This window comes from Paraburkholderia sp. PGU19 (genome assembly GCF_013426915.1).
Classification (GTDB): domain Bacteria; phylum Pseudomonadota; class Gammaproteobacteria; order Burkholderiales; family Burkholderiaceae; genus Paraburkholderia.
Window position 1 is genome coordinate 56,642 of record NZ_AP023183.1, and the last position, 20,785, is coordinate 77,426.

General features: G+C 60.0%; 13 protein-coding genes and 2 pseudogenes. 8 read left to right on the top strand and 7 right to left on the bottom strand.

Annotated features, from left to right (window positions below; genetic code table 11):
- Positions 1-332 precede the first annotated feature (332 nt).
- Complete coding sequence (locus H1204_RS47305) at positions 333-1,487, top strand: IS110 family transposase (protein WP_180736737.1); 1,155 nt, start codon at positions 333-335, stop codon at positions 1,485-1,487.
- Between the two features lie 952 nt (positions 1,488-2,439).
- Here H1204_RS47305 and H1204_RS47310 read toward each other — a convergent pair.
- The 4 genes and pseudogenes from H1204_RS47310 to H1204_RS52325 form a co-directional block, all read right to left on the bottom strand.
- Positions 2,440-2,790, bottom strand: coding sequence for a transposase (locus H1204_RS47310; RefSeq protein WP_274608321.1), 351 nt, complete (start codon positions 2,788-2,790; stop codon positions 2,440-2,442).
- A gap of 48 nt (positions 2,791-2,838) precedes the next feature.
- The gene (gene istB, locus H1204_RS47315; RefSeq protein ID WP_180736738.1) at positions 2,839-3,705 is read right to left on the bottom strand and encodes an IS21-like element helper ATPase IstB; all 867 of its coding nucleotides are present in this window, start codon (positions 3,703-3,705) and stop codon (positions 2,839-2,841) included.
- Positions 3,702-4,949 carry an IS21 family transposase gene (gene istA, locus H1204_RS47320; protein WP_103154186.1) on the bottom strand — a complete coding sequence of 416 codons (1,248 nt, stop codon included), beginning with the start codon at positions 4,947-4,949 and terminating at the stop codon, positions 3,702-3,704. The genes istB and istA overlap by 4 nt, the downstream gene beginning before the upstream one ends.
- A 144-nt stretch (positions 4,950-5,093) precedes the next feature.
- A pseudogene (locus H1204_RS52325) lies at positions 5,094-5,639 on the bottom strand (hypothetical protein); the annotation flags it as partial.
- 178 nt (positions 5,640-5,817) lie between these two features.
- Here H1204_RS52325 and H1204_RS47330 point away from each other — a divergent pair.
- The 5 genes and pseudogenes from H1204_RS47330 (at position 5,818) to H1204_RS47350 (ending at position 12,773) form a co-directional block, all read left to right on the top strand.
- Entirely contained in the window at positions 5,818-7,134 is a 1,317-nt protein-coding gene (locus H1204_RS47330) for an IS701 family transposase (protein ID WP_180732393.1), read from the top strand.
- 197 nt (positions 7,135-7,331) lie between these two features.
- Positions 7,332-8,429, top strand: a complete 1,098-nt coding sequence (locus H1204_RS47335; protein ID WP_180736739.1) for an IS5 family transposase — start codon at positions 7,332-7,334, stop codon at positions 8,427-8,429.
- Between the two features lie 237 nt (positions 8,430-8,666).
- Positions 8,667-9,982: pseudogene (locus tag H1204_RS47340) on the top strand (IS701 family transposase).
- 361 nt (positions 9,983-10,343) lie between these two features.
- Complete coding sequence (locus H1204_RS47345; protein WP_180736740.1) at positions 10,344-11,063, top strand: IS6 family transposase; 720 nt, start codon at positions 10,344-10,346, stop codon at positions 11,061-11,063.
- Positions 11,064-11,327: 264 nt separating this feature from the next.
- On the top strand, positions 11,328-12,773 hold the full coding sequence (locus H1204_RS47350; RefSeq protein ID WP_107200573.1) for an IS1182 family transposase: 1,446 nt from the start codon (positions 11,328-11,330) through the stop codon (positions 12,771-12,773).
- Between the two features lie 382 nt (positions 12,774-13,155).
- Here the strand turns inward: H1204_RS47350 and H1204_RS47355 are convergent, their stop codons facing one another.
- The 3 genes from H1204_RS47355 to H1204_RS47365 form a co-directional block, all read right to left on the bottom strand.
- Positions 13,156-14,178, bottom strand: a complete 1,023-nt coding sequence (locus H1204_RS47355) for an IS110 family transposase (RefSeq protein WP_180736741.1) — start codon at positions 14,176-14,178, stop codon at positions 13,156-13,158.
- A 603-nt stretch (positions 14,179-14,781) separates the two neighbouring features.
- Complete coding sequence (locus H1204_RS47360; RefSeq protein WP_180736742.1) at positions 14,782-15,990, bottom strand: acetyl-CoA C-acyltransferase; 1,209 nt, start codon at positions 15,988-15,990, stop codon at positions 14,782-14,784.
- A gap of 156 nt (positions 15,991-16,146) precedes the next feature.
- Complete coding sequence (locus tag H1204_RS47365) at positions 16,147-16,914, bottom strand: SDR family NAD(P)-dependent oxidoreductase (protein WP_180736743.1); 768 nt, start codon at positions 16,912-16,914, stop codon at positions 16,147-16,149.
- Between the two features lie 363 nt (positions 16,915-17,277).
- Between H1204_RS47365 and H1204_RS47370 the strand changes: the two genes are divergently transcribed.
- Both H1204_RS47370 and H1204_RS47375 read left to right on the top strand, forming a co-directional pair.
- A complete protein-coding gene (locus tag H1204_RS47370; RefSeq protein ID WP_078040938.1) occupies positions 17,278-18,294 on the top strand; it encodes an AraC family transcriptional regulator in 1,017 nt (338 codons plus the stop codon).
- Positions 18,295-18,840: 546 nt separating this feature from the next.
- Entirely contained in the window at positions 18,841-20,529 is a 1,689-nt protein-coding gene (locus tag H1204_RS47375) for a tannase/feruloyl esterase family alpha/beta hydrolase (protein ID WP_078041125.1), read from the top strand.
- The last annotated feature ends 256 nt before the right edge of the window (positions 20,530-20,785 follow it).

Genomic DNA, 20,785 nt, shown 5'->3' on the forward strand with positions numbered 1-20,785 from the left:
GCGAACCGTGTACGTGTTCCTAGAGAATGAAAGGGACTTCGCCTCTCGCTGGTTTCGATGAACGTTCGCAACTTCATCCTGGCACATTGATGCCGACTCGCGGCTTCCGCCGCAGCCTCGGGACGGGGAAGTCCCTTCTATGAGCGGAAAGTTGTCAAGGTTTTTAAGGGCTACTCATAAATTAATCGACGACGCTGACCAACCTTGCCCCGGGGTTGGTCTCCCGTGCGCAGAAGGACGAGGGCTGGGGGTCAAGATGCTATGAGCATGGGCCCGCCGAGAGACTGATGCCTACAATCAGCATCGCGGAGCCTACTGGACAGGAGGTGATCATGGGCAACGACCTCAGATATCAGTCGGGTATTGGAGCGGTGGTGCCGGCTGTCTCGCTCGAGCTCGCGGCCAGCAAATGGAAGGTCGCGCTCCACGATGGCCGGCGCGAGCGGCCCGCCGTCCATACGGTGGAGCAGCCGCAGGCCGCAGCGCGCCTGCAGGCTGTGCTCGCGCTGATTGACGAGCACAGGGACAGGTGGTCCCTGCCAGCGGACGTTCGGATCGTCGTGTGCTACGAGGCCGGCCAGGACGCGTTCTGGATCTGCCGTGCGCTCCAGGCACGCGGCATTGAATGTTACGTCGTCGATGCGGCGAGCATCCCGGTCGAGCGTCACAGGCGGCGTGCAAAGACCGACCGGCTTGATGCGATCAAGCTGGTGATCAACCTGCGGGCGTGGCTGCACGGCGAGCGCGACCGCATGCATGTGGTGCACGTGCCGTCCGCTCAGGATGAAGCGTCGCGCCACCTGATGCGCGAACGCGGGCAGCTGCAGAAGGAAGTGCTGCAGCACCTCGACCGCATGCGCAAGCTGCTGGTCACGCTGGGTTGCTGGGATGAGGTCGATCACCGGGACTTTGCCGGGCGGCTCGCCCGTAACGAGGTGCGGTGTCACGACGGCACGCCTCTGCCGCCGGAACTGCGCGAGCGGCTGCTGCACGAGTGTGAACGGCTCGCGCTCGCCACCCAGCAGTTCGCCGCACTCGAGAAGACCCGCCAGGCGAGCGTGCCGGCACCCTCGCGCGCGCGCAGCGATGCCCTGACACACCTGAAGGGCATTGGCGAAGTCAGCGCCTCACGCCTCGCGCTCGAACTCTACTGGCGCGAGTTCCACAACCGGCGCCAGGTCGGGGCCTGTGTCGGACTGGTGCCCCAACCGTTTGACAGCGGCGAGAGCCAGACCGACCAGGGCATCAGCAAGCAAGGCAACCGGCGGGTACGCGCCTTACTGGTCGAGATCGCGTGGTGCTGGCTTCGCTACCAGCCGGGCAGTGCGCTGACCCAGTGGTTCCACCGGCGCACGCAGGGCACCGGCCCCAACCGCCGGGCGCGACGCATTGCCATCGTCGCGGTGGCACGACGTCTCGCGATCGCGCTTTGGCGCTATCTTAAGGATGGCGTAATACCCGAAGGCGCACAGCTGAAGCCGGCTTAAGTCGTCGACGGGTCTGGTCCCGGCAAGAAAGATGCGCGGGCAACATGATACGCCTGCATACGGTCCTGAAGTGAACATGCCCGTGCCTGCCCTGGGTTGCCACAGCAACCGATGTTTCAAGATTGGGCGTGTTCCCGGACACCATTCCGGCGCAATGCGCATGCAGAATAAGGCTGGCTACCACGCCAGCGGATAGAAGGTAGTAAGACGTTGGGACGTTGGAGTCTTACGCGCGCGATGATCGGCTTCAGACACGAAACATGATCGCTGCAACACGTGCCAGGAGGACCTGCCTCATGATGATCCGGAGTTATCCACGGCCGGCCGGCGTCGCGGTCTTAAGGAGCGACCCGCCGGCCGGCCGTGGATAACTCCTGCACAGCAGTTCACGACGGCGTGACTTGCTTCCCACAGGGCTGCGCCTCCCCTCAGCCAGCTGCGACTCTACCGTATGCAGGCCAGGAGGCAGTTGTGCCAACGCCAGCCACACACGTCTTCAAAACAATCCCTTGACAATTTGATGCTCATAGAAGGGCAGGCGGGAGCCTGGCGGAGCGAACCCTTGACGCCGCGAGGGGGGACATGCTGGTGTAGGCTGGCGAGCGCAATGTCTGGCCGCTCGCCAGCCTTACCTGCGTATTCAGTGCCTGGCGTTCCCACGGATTCTAACCTCCGTCAACCCCATTGCTGGGGATCCGGTCTACGTCCTGGTCTGAAGTGGTCATCGCGCGCGTCGGACCTGAGGTCCGACCTCCTTCTATCCGCTGGCCGTGGGCCAGCCTCATCCTATGCGCATTACGCCGGAATCTTTTCCGGGAGCATGCCCCATCTGTAAAATCGGTTACGTCAGTAACCCGGAGACCCGACGGGCATGTTCACTTCAAGCCGGTCCATACGTCAGTTTCCGCCTCTTTGCATGATTGCCCTTGTTGCGCGGTTGCCTTCGCCGGGCTCAGATCGACTTCATCTGCGCCCCTTCGGGGATGACGCCGTCCTTCAGGTAACGCCACAGGGCAATCGCCAGTCGCCGTGCCACCGCGACGATGGCAATGCGTCGGGCACGGCGGTTGGGGCCGGTGCCCTGGGTGCGCCGGTTGAACCACTGGGTGAGTGCGCTGCCGGGCTGATAGCGCAGCCAGGTCCACGCCATCTCGACCAGCAGCGCGCGTACGCGCCGGTTACCTTGCCTGCTGATGCCCTGGTCGGTCTGGCTCTCGCCGCTGTCATACGGTTGGGGCACCAGCCCGACACAGGCCCCGACCTGGCGCCGGTTGCTGAACTCACTGTCAATGTCGACCGTAATTTCCCCAGAAGTGTCGAAGTAAAAATCCCCACCCTGTGTAGTCGGTGATCAGCCGGCGTTGTGATCAGGTGAGTTCCTTCGAGGGCGTCCTGGCCGTCGACGGACGGGTTCGGCGGGTGCGGGATTGAGTGAAGACGGCCGGTTACGCAAATGCTCGGGAAGCAGGTCGGCGTGCTCGCGTAGGCGATATGACGAGCCCTCGATGTGAATGACGACTGCGTGATGCAACAGACGGTCGAGCAGCGCCGCCGCAACCACGCTGTCGCCGAACACCTCGCCCCATTCACCGAAGCTGCGGTTCGACGTCAGGATGATCGCGCACCGTTCATAGCAGGCGTTGATGAGCTGGAAGAACAGGTTGCCGCCGTTGAGGCCGACAGGGAGGTATCCAATCTCGTCAACGATGAGCAGACTGTTGCGCGCAAGGAAGCGCACACGCTGTGCGAGGTTGCCTTCACGCTCAGCCTTGATCATCGACGCGACGATCTCGGCAAGCGTACCGAAGTAGACGCTCTTGCCCGCGCGTACGGCCTCGACGCCAAGTGCTATGCACAAGTGCGATTTCCCGGTTCCAGGCGGACCGAGGAAGTGAACGGCCTGACGTCGTTCGATGAAGTCGAGTTGTGCCAGTGCCATGACGCGATCACGATCCAGGCCCGGCTGGAAGCTGAAGTCATAGCCAGCCAGTGTCTTGATCGTGCCAAGGCGCGCTGTCTGCAGCGCCATTTTGATGCGGCGGGTTTCCCGCGTCGTGAACTCCTCGCCCAGCAGTGTTTCGAGCACCTCCAGCATGGAACTGTCGCCCTGTTCGAACCGCGCCAGTGTTGCGTCCAGCGCCTCCAGTGCGCGTGGCATACGCAGACCGACCATGTACCTGCGGATCCGCTCAAGTGTTGATGCCGGCATGATGTTCATGCGGACCTCCCGGCATTCGCCAGGCGCCGCGCCACCTGGTCATAAAACGACAGCGGGCGACGGCTCACGACCGGCGAAGCTGGCGGCACAGTGTGCTGCGCCGCCGACTGCTGCCGGTGATGCGAGCGTCGATGACCCGGCAGCAGCGAGGTTCGTCGTCTGCCTTCGAGTACGGGATGAACAGCCAGCAGTTCGCCATCCTCATAGATGCGAACCTCATGTGCCAGGCTGTGAACCTCGAGTGTGCGTCTGCGTGTTCGGTCAGGCACGCTGTAATAGTTTCCGCCGACGGAGACGAGACCCTCGTGACTGACACGCCGTTCGAGGCGGATCACACCATTGAACAGGCCAGCGGGCAACGCCTGGAGCGCGGCGCGTTCCTCGCTGAAGTGCTGGGCCACGACGCGCTGCGTGGTGCCATGCACGCGGACATTGGCGACGGTATCGAGCCATTCGCGCAGTTGCCGGTTTAGATCGCCGAGATTCTGGAAACGGCGTGCGAGGAAGAAATCCTGCCGGATATAGCGGTATGGACGCTCGATCTTGCCCTTGGTCTTGGCGCGATATGCCTTGCACGCACGCGGCGTAAAACTGTAATGCTGGGCGAATGCAATCATCTTTGCGTTGTACACGACGTGCCGCTCGAGTTCGCCGAGCACAGCGGTCTTCATCCGGTCATAGAGAATCTCGCACGGCACGCCACCCAGATGGGCGAACGCTTCCATGTGACAGCGCAGCACAGTCTGCAGATCCTGATGTTCAACGAACCGGCCCCATAGATACCGGCTGTGTCCCAGCACGATCGAGAACAGCCAGATCGAGCGGCGCTGGCCGGGTGTGTCGTCGAATTCAACGTTGAAATGGGCGAAGTCCACCTGCGCCTGCTGACCGATCGGCGTCTCGAAACGCACTTCAAAGCCGCGTTGGCGCGGTGGCCGTACCTCGCGCACCAGATCGCCCAACGCGGTGCGACTGCCCGGATAACCCATCGCCCGGATCTCCCGTAGCAACCGCTCGTTACTCAGTTCAGGGAAGGCACGCACCCGCTCGGTCACATAGCTGACGAACGGGTCGACCACGCAAGGTCGCGGCGCACGCGGACCGTACCGTGGCGCCTGAACCCCGTCCTTGATGTACTTGCGAACCGTCTTTCGATCCATACCAAGCCGGGCGGCAATGGCTGAGACGTTCAGTCCCTGCCGATGCAGTTCCAAGATCGTCATCACATCTCCCAGATCGGTCATCGACGTCCCCGTCAGCGTGGGTCTGAACGGGCTATCGTCGGTGATCAGGCGATGAGGCGCGCGGCTACGCCGCGCACCTCATCCTCGAAACAACTGGGGATTTTTACTTCGACGAAAGTGGGGATTATTCATCCGACAGCGACACTCACGCCAGAAGAGCTCGAGCGCAAGGCGCGACGCGCCCACCTCGCCAATGCCTTTCAGGCGCGCCAGGGCATTGCTGCGTGCACGCGCGGGTGCGGGCACACTGGCCTGGCGGGTCTTCTCGAGGACGGCGAGCTGCTGCGCGGCGAACGCGCGCCGTTCGCACTCGCGCAGCAGCCGCTCGCGCAGTTCCGGCGGCAGGGACGTGCCGTCGTGACACCGGACCTCGTCTGTCAGCGTCGGATAGATACTCCCCTTCTGGTGAAATTACGCCCGACGTTGACACTCGTCGCGCGCCAGCCGCTCGGCAAAGGGGCGATGCGCGACGTCTTCCCAGCAGCCGAGCGTGGCCAGCAGCTTGCGCATGCGGTCGAGGTGCTGCAGCACTTCTTTCTGCAGCTGCCCGCGTTCGCGCATCAGGTGGCGCGACGCTTCATCCTGCGCGGACGGCACGTGAACCACGTGCATGCGGTCCCGCTCGCCACGCAGCCACGCGCGCAGGTTGATCACCAGCCTGATGGCATCGAGCCGGTCGGTCTTCGCGCGACAACTGTGCGCATGATCCTCTCTCCTTTCAGTAAGGCTCAACAGGCTGATTTTAAGGATTGGCCTGTGTGCCCCCTGCATAGGATCTTTCATTCTCTAGTCTCACTGTGTCACAAAATCTATTTGCAGTGAAGCGATACCTGGTAGTATTGAATAATACAGACTTCGGGCGATCGCGATGAGAGAAGATGTCGACGAATTTGACGCGTATCTGAATCATCTGGCGCTGGCGTTAGGGCACGCCGATCGCCATGCCGGCCTCAAGGGTTACTGTTCGGGCTTGGTAATGCCGTTGTCACGCAAGAGCGTCGAGCCGATGGCCGCGCATATTGACCCACTTCACGCGAGTGCGAAACACCAGTCACTTCACCATTTTGTGGCCAAGGCAGAATGGTCTGACCGGGCGGTCCTGCAGCGGGTACGCGAATGGGTGATGCCCGCGTTAGGCCTGCACGCTGCTGAAGAGGCTGGCTATTACTGGATTATTGACGATACGGGCTTCCCGAAGAAGGGCAAGCATTCGGTCGGCGTAGCGCGACAATACTGTGGGCAACTGGGCAAACAGGATAACTGCCAGATCGCCGTGAGCCTGTCGATCGCGACGCAACGGGGCAGTTTGCCGATTGCCTGGCAATTGTATATCCCCAAGGAATGGATTGACGACCGGGAACGTGCCCGTCGCGCTGGCATTCCCGACGAACTAGTTTTCCAGACCAAGCCACAGATTGCGCTGGCCCAGCTTCGCGAGGCCATAGCATCCGGCGTTGCGCCGGGCATCGTGCTGGCCGACGCTGGGTATGGCGACGAAACCGCATTCCGGGAGGGCATAACTGAACTGGGTTTGTTGTACGCGGTAGGGATCCGGCCGGTCACCTCTGTGTGGGCGCCAGGTACGGAGCCGCTTCCACCCAAGCCCTGGAGCGGGCGCGGTCAGCCACCGAAGTTGTTGCGCCGTGCGCCCGGCCATAAACCGCTCGCGGTGAAGGAACTGGCCATGCAATTACCCGTGAACGCCTGGCAAACCGTAACCTGGCGGGAAGGTAGCAACGCAGCACTTTCCTCACGCTTTGCCGCCGTACGGGTTCGTCCCGCACATCACGACTATTGGCGAAGTACGGTTCGCGACGAAGAATGGCTGCTTATTGAATGGCCTGATGGCGATACGGAGCCGCTCAAATACTTTCTCGCTACTGCCCCCGAGGAGGCGACACTTGAGCAGCTTGTGTTCGTGACCAAGATGCGCTGGCGCATCGAGCGCGACTATCAGGACCTGAAACAGGAGTTCGGGCTCGGTCATTATGAAGGGCGAGGCTGGCGTGGCTTTCACCACCACGCCACATTGAGTATCGCTGCGTATGGGTTTCTGATGGCTCAGCGACTGCGAATGCAATCAGGTGGACGCGATAAAAAAAACTTCCTTGAACGGGCGCTGCCTGCCCTTCCCTCGGATTACATCCCCCGGGGCAGTCCAGCGCGCTCAACGCCACGTTCCTGATTCCATTACCACGTTGCGCATCCTGCTTGGACTAAGGCTCATGCAACGATGGCTCGCTCCCTAGTACAGCAATCGAGCGCGCAATTATTTATATGACACAGTAGTACTAGCAGGTTGCTGAAATACCGCCGACGCGCGTCATCGCGGCGGGCCGTAGATGCGTTGATATGAGGACCTTACCCGCCCCCTTGGAGATCATGCGCGGCGCTGACACGTTTACCGAGAGTTTGTTTTCTTTTCGCAAGCTGGACGACTTCGTTCCGGCCTCGCATCCGCTGCGTGCGATCCGCGTCATGGCGAACAAAGCGCTCGCGAAGATGGATCGACTGTTTGCCGGGATGTACGAAGCCGACATAAAGGGCGGGCGGCCGAGCATCGCGCCGGAGAAATTGCTGCGAGCCATGCTCATTCAGGTGCTTTACAGCATCCGCTCGGAGCGCCAGCTCATGGAGCAGGTGCAATACAACCTCTTGTTTCGCTGGTTCATTGGCCTGGCAATGGATGATGTGGTGTGGGTGCCCACGGTCTTCACGAAGAACCGCGAGCGGTTAATCAAGCACGACGCAGTGATCGAATTCTTCAACGAGGTGGTGAACATCGCTGAGAAGAATGACCTGCTCTCGGGTGAGCATTTCAGCGTGGACGGCACGCTGATCCAGGCGTGGGCGGGGCACAAAAGCTTCGTGCGCAAGGAGGGTGACGATCAGGACAACGACGGTGGCAGTGCGGGTGACTTCAAGGGTAGCAAGCGCAGCAACGAGACGCACCAGTCGAAGACCGATTCCGATGCGCGTCTTTATCGCAAAGGCAAGACGGCCAGCGAATTGCGGTACATGGGCCATACGCTGACCGATAATCGGCACGGCCTGGTAGTCAACGCGCGCGTGACCAGTGCTGACGGGCACGCTGAACGCGAGGCAGCCAAGATCATGATCAACGATGCAAGGCAAGTGGCAGAAGACCCCGACGTGGAAATCACGCTGGGTGCGGACAAGGGTTACGACGCACAGGAATTTATCGAGGCCTGCCAGGCGATGAAGGTTACACCGCACGTTGCACAAAACACTTCGGGCCGGCGTTCCGCGGTGCCCGATACGATTGCCTCAAGCGTGGGCTACGCCATTTCGCAGCAAAAACGCAAGTTGATCGAACAAGGTTTCGGATGGGCCAAGACCGTGGGACGTATGCGCCAGGTCATGGTGCGTGGCTTGAAGAAGGTGGACCAGATGTTCGTGTTGAACATGGCGGCCTACAACCTCGTGCGCATGCGTTCACTGGGACAAGTCCGCCCGTAGTGGCGGAAATGGCAGAAACGAGCCCAGAAATTGGCCTCAGGTCATCGAAAATGATGTTGAATCCGCGCTGAAATTTCGCAATGCGAAAAAGCTTGAAACAGAAGCTGCGTAAGCGGAGGGGTGCTGCTTTCACTGATGGGTACTTCAGCAACCTGCTAGTCTCACTGTGTCACAAAATCTATTTGCAGTGAAGCGATACCTGGTAGTATTGAATAATACAGACTTCGGGCGATCGCGATGAGAGAAGATGTCGACGAATTTGACGCGTATCTGAATCATCTGGCGCTGGCGTTAGGGCACGCCGATCGCCATGCCGGCCTCAAGGGTTACTGTTCGGGCTTGGTAATGCCGTTGTCACGCAAGAGCGTCGAGCCGATGGCCGCGCATATTGACCCACTTCACGCGAGTGCGAAACACCAGTCACTTCACCATTTTGTGGCCAAGGCAGAATGGTCTGACCGGGCGGTCCTGCAGCGGGTACGCGAATGGGTGATGCCCGCGTTAGGCCTGCACGCTGCTGAAGAGGCTGGCTATTACTGGATTATTGACGATACGGGCTTCCCGAAGAAGGGCAAGCATTCGGTCGGCGTAGCGCGACAATACTGTGGGCAACTGGGCAAACAGGATAACTGCCAGATCGCCGTGAGCCTGTCGATCGCGACGCAACGGGGCAGTTTGCCGATTGCCTGGCAATTGTATATCCCCAAGGAATGGATTGACGACCGGGAACGTGCCCGTCGCGCTGGCATTCCCGACGAACTAGTTTTCCAGACCAAGCCACAGATTGCGCTGGCCCAGCTTCGCGAGGCCATAGCATCCGGCGTTGCGCCGGGCATCGTGCTGGCCGACGCTGGGTATGGCGACGAAACCGCATTCCGGGAGGGCATAACTGAACTGGGTTTGTTGTACGCGGTAGGGATCCGGCCGGTCACCTCTGTGTGGGCGCCAGGTACGGAGCCGCTTCCACCCAAGCCCTGGAGCGGGCGCGGTCAGCCACCGAAGTTGTTGCGCCGTGCGCCCGGCCATAAACCGCTCGCGGTGAAGGAACTGGCCATGCAATTACCCGTGAACGCCTGGCAAACCGTAACCTGGCGGGAAGGTAGCAACGCAGCACTTTCCTCACGCTTTGCCGCCGTACGGGTTCGTCCCGCACATCACGACTATTGGCGAAGTACGGTTCGCGACGAAGAATGGCTGCTTATTGAATGGCCTGATGGCGATACGGAGCCGCTCAAATACTTTCTCGCTACTGCCCCGAGGAGGCGACACTTGAGCAGCTTGTGTTCGTGACCAAGATGCGCTGGCGCATCGAGCGCGACTATCAGGACCTGAAACAGGAGTTCGGGCTCGGTCATTATGAAGGGCGAGGCTGGCGTGGCTTTCACCACCACGCCACATTGAGTATCGCTGCGTATGGGTTTCTGATGGCTCAGCGACTGCGAATGCAATCAGGTGGACGCGATAAAAAAAACTTCCTTGAACGGGCGCTGCCTGCCCTTCCCTCGGATTACATCCCCCGGGGCAGTCCAGCGCGCTCAACGCCACGTTCCTGATTCCATTACCACGTTGCGCATCCTGCTTGGACTAAGGCTCATGCAACGATGGCTCGCTCCCTAGTACAGCAATCGAGCGCGCAATTATTTATATGACACAGTAGTACTAGTCGTTCACTGTCCAACTTCTCGGGTTCAGTTCATAATTTGGTGAACACCAAACTACCCAAAACCTCATTCAGCACGCCAGAACGGCCACTGCGAGACGCTTACCGGAGGGTATTCAAGGTGAATTTCTAGCGTTTCCGCAATCCTCGTGACGATTATCTAGCCGGCGCCACTGTAAATACTTTATGTAAGGTTGTGGTGCAATTCCGATGCGTCGGTCTGTTACTCTTGAGCTTTTGACGACCACGCGCCAATGAGCAAGCTGAAAGATCTCGAAGGGTTATTCAACGGGCGTCATTTCGACCGCGAAGTTATCGTCCTTTGCGTGCGTTGGTATCTGCGCTACAAGCTCAGTCTGCGCGATCTTGCCGAGATGATGGTTGAACGCGGCCTGTCCCTCGCCCACACCACGATCCTGCGTTGGGTGAAGCGCTACACGCCGGAGTTCGTCAAACGCTGGAATCGGCTGGCCACGACAGGCGGTCAGTCATGGCGAGTCGATGAGACTTACGTGAAGATTCGTGGCAAATGGGCCTATCTTTACCGCGCTGTTGACCGGGCAGGAAAGACGATCGATTTTCGACTCAGCGCCAGGCGCGATGTGGCGGCCGCAAAGGCGTTCTTCGCGAAGGCGATCAGAACACAGGGGCGCACTCCCGAAGCGATCACGCTGGACGGCTATGCGGCATCTCATCGAGCGGTCCGCGAGATGCAGACTGACGGATCTCTACCCAGGCGAACGAAATTGAGATCCTCGAAGTACCTGAACAACCTGATCGAACAAGATCACCGTCACATCAAATCGCGGGTGAACGTGATGCTCGGGTTCAAGCGGTTCCGGAACGCGGCCGTTACCCTCTCCGGCATCGAACTGATGCATCGCATTCGAAAAGGCCAGTTCGCTCTCACCAGAGTGCACCTCAAAGGTACCACTTCGCCCTCGATCTGGATGGCGGTTCTTTCAGCTCGTTGAGATCCCCGAAAAATCGGCGATTTCTCGCCTGCCTACCCAATTTGCACCACAACCAGAGAAACTCTGGAGCCGCTCGAAGCGCTGCACCCGGACGACGCGTTTAGCGAGGACTGAACGGCGTCAACCGAGCCACTGATCGAGACCATGGTGTAACGGGGTCGCGGCCGATCTTCAAAGCGGTGTTATCCGGCCGCAGACGGCCGAGCCTGTGTGAAAACGCACTCATCGCCTAAACTGAATCAACGCATTGAGACCGGGTGACTCATGAAGCGATTCGTTGAAGGCGATGACCGCAAACAGGTCGCACTACTTCCCGAATGCGTCGACGACTATATAGGACAGGACAATCCGGTCAGAATCATAGATGTCTTCGTCGACGAACTGGACCTTGCGGAACTTGGCTTCAACGGCGCTACGCCGGCAGTCACAGGGCGGCCGTCCTACCACCCGGGCGTGATGCTCAAGGTCTACATTTATGGCTACCTGAACCGGGTACCTTCCAGCCGGCGTCTTGAGCGCGAATGCCAGCGCAATATCGAAATGATGTGGCTGACAGGACGTCTGACACCAGACTTCAAGACGATCGCAGACTTTCGCCGCGACAACGGCGCGGCGATACGGAACGTATGCCGCCGTTTCGTCGAACTATGCCGCGGTCTGAAACTGCTATCTGCTGATACGGTGGCCATCGACGGCAGCAAGTTCAAGGCTGTGAACAGTCGGGACAGGAATTATACGGTGGGCAAGATCGACAAGCGTCAGCAGCAGATTGAAGAAAGCGTTCAGCGATACCTCGACGCAATTGAAACCGCGGACCGAACCAGTCCAATTGGTTTCGACGTGAAGACTGTGCGGCTTTACGAGAAGATCGCCCGTTTGCGCCAGCAGATGCGTGAACTCGAGCAGATCAGAGCGCAGTTGAAGAACCAGCCCGACAAACAGTTGTCACTCACGGATCCGGATTCCCGTTCCATGACCAGTGATGGCAGGAGAACCGGAACGGTCGGCTACAACGTTCAGACTGCCGTGGACACGAAGCATCATCTGATTGTCGAGCACGAGGTGACCAACGTCGGAAACGATCACGGACAACTGAGCAGAATGGCGATAGCTGCGAAGGACGCGATGGGCAGATCGAAGCTGAAGGTGGTTGCTGATCGGGGTTACTTCAGCGGGCCAGAGATACGTGCATGCGATCTGGCCGGCATCACAGCGTATGTCCCCAAACCACTGACCTCGGCGTCGAGGAAGAAGGGCCTCTTTACAAAGCGCGACTTCGTCTACGTTGCAAAAGACGACGTGTATCGATGCCCAGCCGGCGAACGCGCCATTCATCGATTTAACACTGTCGAAAATGAAATGAATCTGCGGGTGTACTGGCCCAGCGCATGCCCGCGCTGCCCTCTCAAGGCACGCTGTTCGCCCAGCGACTATCGCCGCATCCGACGATGGGAGCACGAACATGTACTGGAAGCTATACAGCGTCGGTTGGACCGGAACCCTGAGGCAATGACCATCCGCAGAAGTACTGTCGAGCATGTCTTCGGCACGCTCAAGCACTGGATGGGTTCCACACACTTCCTGACGCGGACGCTCGGGCGAGTGAGTACGGAAATGAGTCTCCAGGTACTGGCCTACAACCTTAAGCGAGTCATGAATATACTTGGGGTTGCGAGGACGATCAAGGCGATGAGGATGGCTGGAAGCTGAGGTCCTGAGGGGCCTCATTGCGACCGGTGATGTCGGGAAGATCGCCGGGTCCACAAAACGCGCTCGAGCACGCCAGGCAAACTCGCCTTAACGCGAAAAAAGTCGTTTCCACACATCCTTATATGGACACCGCCCGGTTTGCCAGGTTGATCTTGTGTGATACGTGAACGAGGTATCGGCTGCGGTCTTATATGCGGCCTTTTGCAAGCCGAAGCTGCGGGCCCTGATGGAATGCGCCAGGAACGTCCTCATCTCGGCCACGTGCTTGAAGCACAAGGGTGTGTTCAGGTTTGCGTTCCTGCGGTCCGACCTGTCTCGCCATCACATTGAATTCAACCCAAGCAACCTACCAGTTCCTCAACGCTTCAAAGTGCTCATCCTGCTATGCAGGTCTGTTGCTCACATGATGCGCTTCGTACGACGTTCCGTGAGCGAGGATCGCCCAGGCGATTCTCGCCATTTTGTTCGCCAGGGCAACTGTTGCTACATTTACTGGACGTCGCGCCTGTATTGCCTTTTGCCATGCGGTCGGTACCTTGGTGTGACACAGAACAGAGCGCGCTCCATGTATCAGCAACGTACGCAAGTATGGGTCGCCACGTCTGGAGATCGAGCCCAGCCGTATCTTTCCGCCGGTACCATTCTGACGAGGAACAAGCCCCAGATACGCTGCGAATTCGCGCCCCGACCTGAATGTCTTCGCATCTCCAATTGTAGCTACCAGCGCCGTTGCAGTCAGGCGGCCGATACCCGGCACTTCGGAGATCGCACGACATGCCGCTTCGTGTTTCTGCCAGGCGCCAATCCGCTTCTCGAGTTGATCGATGTCCTCGTCAAACAGGTTGATGCGACGCAACTGTTCGAGAAGGTTAAGAAGTATCGATCTTGGCAGTGTGTCTTCGAGTTCTGCCATGCGCTCCCTGATCTCGTCGAGTCCTGCTACGCGTCCTGCGCGAAACGTAGCGCCGAATTCATACAGCAGCCCACGCAGCTGATTTATCTGCATCGTTCGAAACTTGACGAGCAACGAGCGCATACGATGAAGGCTTAGCATCACTTGCTGATCCTCTGTCTTGGCGGCAACCGTGCGCATGCCGGGTTGCTGCACTGCAGTCCAGATGGCCCGGGCGTCCGCCGCATCAGTCTTGTTCGTTTGCACGAAAGGTCGAATGAACTGGGCGTGTAATAGCACGACCTCGTGTCCGAGCGCGCGAATCTTGCGCGCCCACCAGTGAGCACTTCCGCAAGCTTCGAGGGCGACGCGACCAGCGGGGCGCCGCGCCAGAAATGCGATTAAATCGTCTCGTCCGAACTTCCGGTTCGCGATCTCGCCAGTTTGGGCGTCGACCCAGTACAGCTGGAACACCCGTTTTGCAATGTCGAGTCCGTATGTCGTAGCATTCATCTGGGGCCTCCGTTCCTCAAGTGGTTGTGTCGCAGCTCCACTTTGGCACATCGATGCCGTTCGGTCCTGGAGGCCCTCAATCGTGCCCAATTCCCCGGAGGGAGGGCGGTGTCCATTCCATCTCGGCCAGAAGGCACCGTTCGCAAGTCAAATTGATTGGCCGTTCGAACGGCGGCTCCAATCGCAAAAGCTGCCGGTTTAGTGGCATACCGGCGCCGCGCGTCGATTCGAGAGTCCGTGAGCCGCAGCGGATCCGCGCATACTGTATCGGTGCCGGGCCATTTGTTCGGCTGGGTTTTGCAGCAAACGTCACAATGACCTCTATGGAGAGGTGGGCCCGATGCCATGAGCGAATCTTCCCGCAAAGATTTCGCCGAGGCACGAAAAGCCGACGCGTCGAATTCACCGGACGCTAGCCAAGCCTGAGCACTAACAGGCGACCCCTGTCGGCCGGAACAAGCGGACGATTGCCCGCGCAGCGCACGAGTATCCGACCGAACGTCGCCAGCGATCAGCCAGTCAGCATCCGTGAGAGCCAGTTCCAACCCGATCGGCCTCGCGAGCGGTGGGCTACCGCTTCGCGTCAAGCGCCAACGACGTTACTCAGACAATCTCAACTGCCACCGCCGTGGCCTCGCCGCCGCCGATGCACAGACTCGCCACGCCTCGCCTTTCGCGTCGCTGGCGGAGTGCACCGAGCAGCGTCACGATAAGGCGCGCGCCCGTCGCGCCGATCGGGTGGCCCAGCGCGCAAGCACCGCCATGCACATTCACGCGCTCATGCGAAAGCGCCAGTTCGCGCATCGCGGCCATGACCACAACGGCGAATGCCTCGTTGATTTCCCACAGGTCGACATCGCTCGCCTGCCACCCAACCTTGGCTAGCAGCTTCCGGATCGCACCGACCGGCGCAGTCGTGAACCAGGCCGGTTCCTGAGAGTGTGTGGCGTGTCCGTGGATAACGGCCAGCGGCGATAAACCACGCTCGCGTGCGCCCGACTGGCGCATCAGAACCAGGGCCGCTGCACCGTCGGAGATGGAACTGGAGTTCGCCGCCGTGACTGTGCCGTCCTTTCCAAAGGCGGATTTTAACTTCGGGATCTTGTCCAGTTGCGCCTTCGCTGGCGCCTCGTCTTCGTCGACGAGTATCTCGCCGTTGCGACCCGGCATGGCCACCGGCGCGAGCTCCCACCGGAACAGGCCGTCGCGCTGCGCCTGCTGCGCGCGCAGCGTAGAGGTGGAAGCAAAGGCGTCTTGCGCCTCGCGCGTGAAAGCGAAGTGGCGTGCGCAGTCCTCGGCGAAGGTGCCCATCAGGCGGCCGTCGGAGGCGGGGCTGTAGTGGTCCTCCAGGCCGTCGAAGAACATGTGGTCCAGTACGTGGCCGTGTCCCAGACGCTGGCCCGAACGGGCCTTGGGCAACAGGTACGGTGCGTTGCTCATGGATTCCATGCCGCCCGCCACGATTACCTGTTGACTCCCGCTGAGCAGCAGATCGTGCGCCAGCATCATTGCCTTCATACCCGAGCCGCAGACCTTGTTGATCGTGGTGCAGCCCGCTGACACCGGCAAACCCGCGCCGAGCGACGCCTGGCGCGCGGGAGCCTGACCGAGGCCTGCGGGCAGCACACAGCCCATGAGCACCTCATCTACGGCGTCGGGTTGCAGCCCGGCACGTTGTACTGCGGCGCGGATAGCGTGGGCGCCCAGCACAGGCGCCGTCAGTGAAGCGAAGTTGCCCTGGAATCCACCCAGCGGCGTGCGGGCAGCAGCGACGATCACGACGGGATCATTCGAAGTCGAAGAGGCAGGCATGCGAGTCTCCAATCGCCGCTTCGTGGCGGCTTTGCAAGGGGTGAGGAAAGTGTCGTCGTCGATGAATCATCTGAGCCAATCGGGATTGGGCGGCTCAGGGGACTCGAGCACGGCGGCAGCAGGAATAACGATGCGCACTCCAGGCACTGACTAAGTTCACCTGGCCGCCATGCGGATGGCGCCATCAAGGCGAATCACCTCGCCGTTGAGGTAGGTGTTTTCGAGGATGTGCAGCACAAGGCCCGCGAACTCTCCGGGCCGTCCAAGGCGCGCGGGAAAAGGGACCATCTTCCCGAGGGCGTCTTGTACTTCTGTGGGCATGCCCTTGAGCATCGGCGTCTCCATGATTCCGGGCGCGACGGCGACCACGCGAATGCCATGGCGGGCCAGTTCGCGCGCGACAGGCAGCGTCATTGCCACCACACCGCCTTTGGAAGCAGCGTAGCCCGCTTGCCCGATCTGGCCATCGAAGGCCGCGACCGAAGCGGTATTGATGATGACCCCGCGCTCGCCATCGGTCTCGGGCACGTTCCCGGCCATGCACGCTGCGGCCAGTCGTACCATGTTGAAGGCGCCGATCAGGTTGATCTGAACAGTGCGCGCGAAACTCTCTAGCCGGTGCGGGCCTTCGCGTCCGAGCACTTTCTCGGCGGGGGCAACGCCTGCGCAATTGATCAGGCCATTCAGCGCGCCGAAGGTGTCGCAAAACGTGGCCAACGCACGCTCAGCGCTCGCTGAGTCGAATATGTCGACCTTGGCGAAGTGGGCATTGCCGCCCAGTTCCGCCGCGAGCGCGGCCCCGGCGTCCTCGTCGACGTCTATCAGCAGCACGCAGGCGCCGCCCGCCACCAGACGACGCGCCGTGGCTGCGCCGAGCCCTGAGGCGCCACCTGTGACGACGAAACCTTTCCCTTGAATCTGCACTTCTGTCTCCCGGAAGTGACCACCTCGATGCGCAAGGTACCGGGCCCCGTGCTTCGCTGTGAGCACGGAATGCCGGAGCCATGCGTCCCGTCGGACGGTCATGTGATGCGACCGGCACGCTGCATGGCCCCGGCCGACAAAGCCATTTGCGACGGTCAACTGGCTGGTCATGGTAAGCGGCACGCGAAAGCACGCCCATGCCCATAGACCTCTTCATGCGTGCGCCTTTCGGACATATCGTGCGGGGATTGCGTCGCTCCCAGCGTTCCTTGCCCGATGACTGCTCCTGCTCAGTCGTACCAGGTTTCGCTTGGACGCGGTAGCGATTAACATCAGTGCACTTTCTGTGGGTGGACGCTGACCATGAATGAGGCTCAAGACAAGGGCACAACCTCTATCGGCCTGGTGCGTGAAGCAATTCTCGTTGCCACGCAACGTAATCTCGATGTAGCGGCCGTTCTTCAGCACGCTGGAATCGCGGCGGAATTGTTGAATGCGCCGAGAGCCCGTGTGCCGGCGTTAGCCTTTTCGCGCCTGTGGGCGGCTCTGGCCGACTTGATGGACGACGAGTTCTTTGGTCTCGACAGCCACGCACTGCGGCGGGGCAGTTACGCTCTGATGTGTCATGCCGTGCTGCATGCCGACAATCTGGAGCACGCGCTGCGTCGCATGCTGAAGTTCCTGCGTGCGGTTCTCGACGACATTCATGGGGAGTTGCGCTGCGAAGGCGAGCATGCACTGATCATCCTCCATGACGATGGGCGGACGCGCCGCCTCTTTGCCTACGGGACCTGGTTCATCCTCGTACATGGCCTTGCGTGCTGGCTGGCGCGCAGACGGATTCCGCTGATCGAGATGAGGTTTCGCGCTTCCGCGCCAATCGATGACAGCGACTACCGCATGCGCTTCTGCGAGGATGTGACGTTCTCCGCGGAACAAACCCTGATCCGTTTCGACCGCAGTTTTCTCGACCTGAAACTGTCCGAGACGGAAGAGAGCCTGCGTGCATTTCTGCACAACGCACCAGCCAACATCCTGGTCAAATATCGCAACGAATCCAGCACCACGGTCCTGGTAAGACGCCGACTAAGAAACCAGGCCCCCGACGACTGGCCCGACCTTGACGCGCTAGCGCGACTACTGAATCTGTCTGCGGCCACGCTGCAACGCCGCCTGCTGGCCGAAGGCACGAACTATCGGCAACTGAAAGACGAGTTGCGCCGTGACATTGCCATTGAGTTGTTTTCCAGCAGTTCTCTCACAGTCGCAGAAGTCGCTGCGCGGACTGGATTTCAGGAAACGAGTGCTTTCCACCGAGCCTTCAGGAAGTGGACGGGGGCCAGTCCGGGAATGTACCGCCATGGCAGGGCGAACTCATAACGCTGGAACTCATAGCGTTGCCATCACAGCAGTTTCCGCGTTCAGATGTGCTTGCACGTCTGAACGGTCAAATTGATCTATCCTCTTCTCCAACCACGCCTCGCGCGAACCACGACTGCCGATTGAAGGTGCAACCGCGCGACCGGATGAACCGCAGATAGGCCGGACGCACCCAAGCGACATTCCACTCCTACTCATTCGAGTTTCGGGGCGATTTGCAAGTCGTGCACGATGCGCAATGAAAGCGCAGCGTGTCCACACACCTCACGCAAACTGACGTCGGCGGACATGGATTGGCGTCCGAACCAGGCTGACACTGCAGTCGCGTTCGGCAAATCGGAACACGCCTCGCGCCCGGTTGCGCAAAGTAACCGGACTTGGCTCCGCGAGAGCCCGGCACTTGATCGCCGCGCAGAATAAGTGAAGTGTCATCGCTCATTTGGGCAGCAGTTTTCTCGCCAACGCGTCACCAGCTCAGCAGCGAGAAAAGAAAAGCTTCCCTCGATGAGCCGCTCATTGCGGCAGCAAAAAATATACGGAGACGAGATGAGAACCCGGTTAGGAAGGAGCCGACCCTCGGCAATTGTGAGTGCTTTATTCGCGGCATCAGCTGTTGCCGTATCTGGCTGCGGCGGCAATGACGCCGCACCGGCAAACGTCGCGGTCGTGACGCCAGCCGCGAAGTGCAGTGCGTTGGCCGGTATCACCGTTCCCGCCAGCTCGATCGGACTGCCGACAACAGGTGCCACGGTCGTGTCCGCGACGCTCGTTGCAGAGACCGATCCTGGTAACAACAATGGCGAGTATTGCAAAGTGCTCGGAAGTATTCATCCGGTGGATTTCAATGCGCCCGATATCAGGGCGGAGGTGGATCTACCGACTAACTTTAACGGAAAATCCGTTCACTTCGGCGGCGGGGGCTTCGACGGCACCATCCCGAATACTGAGGGCTCGCCGGCTGATGGGTTCTTAACCGGAACAGAGCCCGCAGGCGTCAGTACACCTTTGCGCAGAGGTTATGTGACTTTCGGGAGCGACAGTGGGCATGCGGCAAACGCCTTCGACGGTACTTTTGCAACAAACGATGAGGCACTCGCCAACTACGCAGGCGAACATATTAAGAAGACGCATGACTTCGCAGCCTACATCGCAACGGCAAGATATGGATCGGACTTCGTTCACAGCTATTTTATTGGTGGATCGAGCGGAGGCCGGCAAGGTCTGATTGCGGCGCAACGATTCCCGCATGACTACGACGGCATCATTTCGACATTTCCCGCTTCAGGAATAACAGGACTATGGCTCCAGATGGGCAGGATCTCGCGATCTCTGCTCGCACCCGGAGGATACGTCACACCTGCTAAAGGCAAGGCGCTTCTCGCAGCGGTCATGAAGCAATGCGACGCTCTGGATGGCGCGGCTGACGGCATCATCAGTAACCCCGCGGCGTGCGTATTCGATCCGGCAACGATTCGCTGCCCTGGCGGCGTCGACACGGGTGATAGCTGCTTGTCGGACGCACAAATCAATACGATGACCACCGCTGGCACGCCGCTTAACTTTAGCTTCAACCTGGCAAACGGAATTCAGTCATTCCCCGCATTTAACGCGTTCACGGGAGCAGACTTCTGGTCCGTCGGCTTTGCATGGGGCGCGTCAGCCACCGATGCGATAGTCGAGCCTGGGGTGATCGGCAAAAGCGCGTTCTACTACACGTTTTCAAATGACATGCTTCGCTTCGCGGTTGCTCGCGACCCCGGTTTGAGCATTCTCAACTTTAATCCAGCCAACCCCGGATTATTGACCTCGCGCGTGCAGGTGGTCAGCGCGCTCATGGACAGCACGAGCACCGACCTGAGTCAATTCCAGGCCCGCGGCGGCAAGATCATTCTGCAGCACGGACAATCAGACCAGTTCATTCCGGCGCAATTGTCGATTGATTACTACGACCGGCTGGTGTCCCGGTTCGGGCAGGGACCACTGAGTCAATTTCTGAAGTTCTACCTGGTGCCGGGCGCGGCGCACGGTGTCGGCGGGCAATTCAATGGTTCATATGACGGTCTGACGGCATTGGACAACTGGGTGACGAAAGGTACCGAGCCCAAAAATCTGACTATCACCGACCTGGCTCCGCCAACAGCTGGACGCACCCGGCCAATGTGCGAATACCCACAGTGGCCCAAGTACGTTGGTGGCGACCCGAATCTTGCAGCCAGCTTCGTGTGCTCGAACTAATTGGGTTGGCAGTGTGCCATCCGTCGTGCCGGGCGGTCAGGTTACGCCCGGAGCCGCCGGTGCTGGCGCGACTGGGCGCATACGTTCCTGCCCTCAGCCGTTTTATTGGCATCCGAATTACACGCCTGCCGCCAGTGGCGCAACACCGTAAACGCAGGTGTTCGGCGACCTCACCTATCTTGAAGTTAATGGACATCGACTGCCAGCAGCCTTCGCCCGACACTGGTTACAGCACAGCGGCGATGGTCCATCCGGC

Excerpts from the sequence above, each read along its gene's own strand:
- H1204_RS47305 (WP_180736737.1), top strand. The coding sequence starts at position 333 with ATGGGCAACGACCTCAGATATCAGTCGGGTATTGGAGCGGTGGTGCCG.
- istB (WP_180736738.1), bottom strand. The coding sequence starts at position 3,705 with ATGAACATCATGCCGGCATCAACACTTGAGCGGATCCGCAGGTACATG.
- istA (WP_103154186.1), bottom strand. The coding sequence starts at position 4,949 with ATGACCGATCTGGGAGATGTGATGACGATCTTGGAACTGCATCGGCAG.
- H1204_RS47330 (WP_180732393.1), top strand. The coding sequence starts at position 5,818 with ATGAGAGAAGATGTCGACGAATTTGACGCGTATCTGAATCATCTGGCG.
- H1204_RS47335 (WP_180736739.1), top strand. The coding sequence starts at position 7,332 with ATGCGCGGCGCTGACACGTTTACCGAGAGTTTGTTTTCTTTTCGCAAG.
- H1204_RS47345 (WP_180736740.1), top strand. The coding sequence starts at position 10,344 with ATGAGCAAGCTGAAAGATCTCGAAGGGTTATTCAACGGGCGTCATTTC.
- H1204_RS47350 (WP_107200573.1), top strand. The coding sequence starts at position 11,328 with ATGAAGCGATTCGTTGAAGGCGATGACCGCAAACAGGTCGCACTACTT.
- H1204_RS47355 (WP_180736741.1), bottom strand. The coding sequence starts at position 14,178 with ATGAATGCTACGACATACGGACTCGACATTGCAAAACGGGTGTTCCAG.
- H1204_RS47360 (WP_180736742.1), bottom strand. The coding sequence starts at position 15,990 with ATGCCTGCCTCTTCGACTTCGAATGATCCCGTCGTGATCGTCGCTGCT.
- H1204_RS47370 (WP_078040938.1), top strand. The coding sequence starts at position 17,278 with ATGAATGAGGCTCAAGACAAGGGCACAACCTCTATCGGCCTGGTGCGT.
- H1204_RS47375 (WP_078041125.1), top strand. The coding sequence starts at position 18,841 with ATGAGAACCCGGTTAGGAAGGAGCCGACCCTCGGCAATTGTGAGTGCT.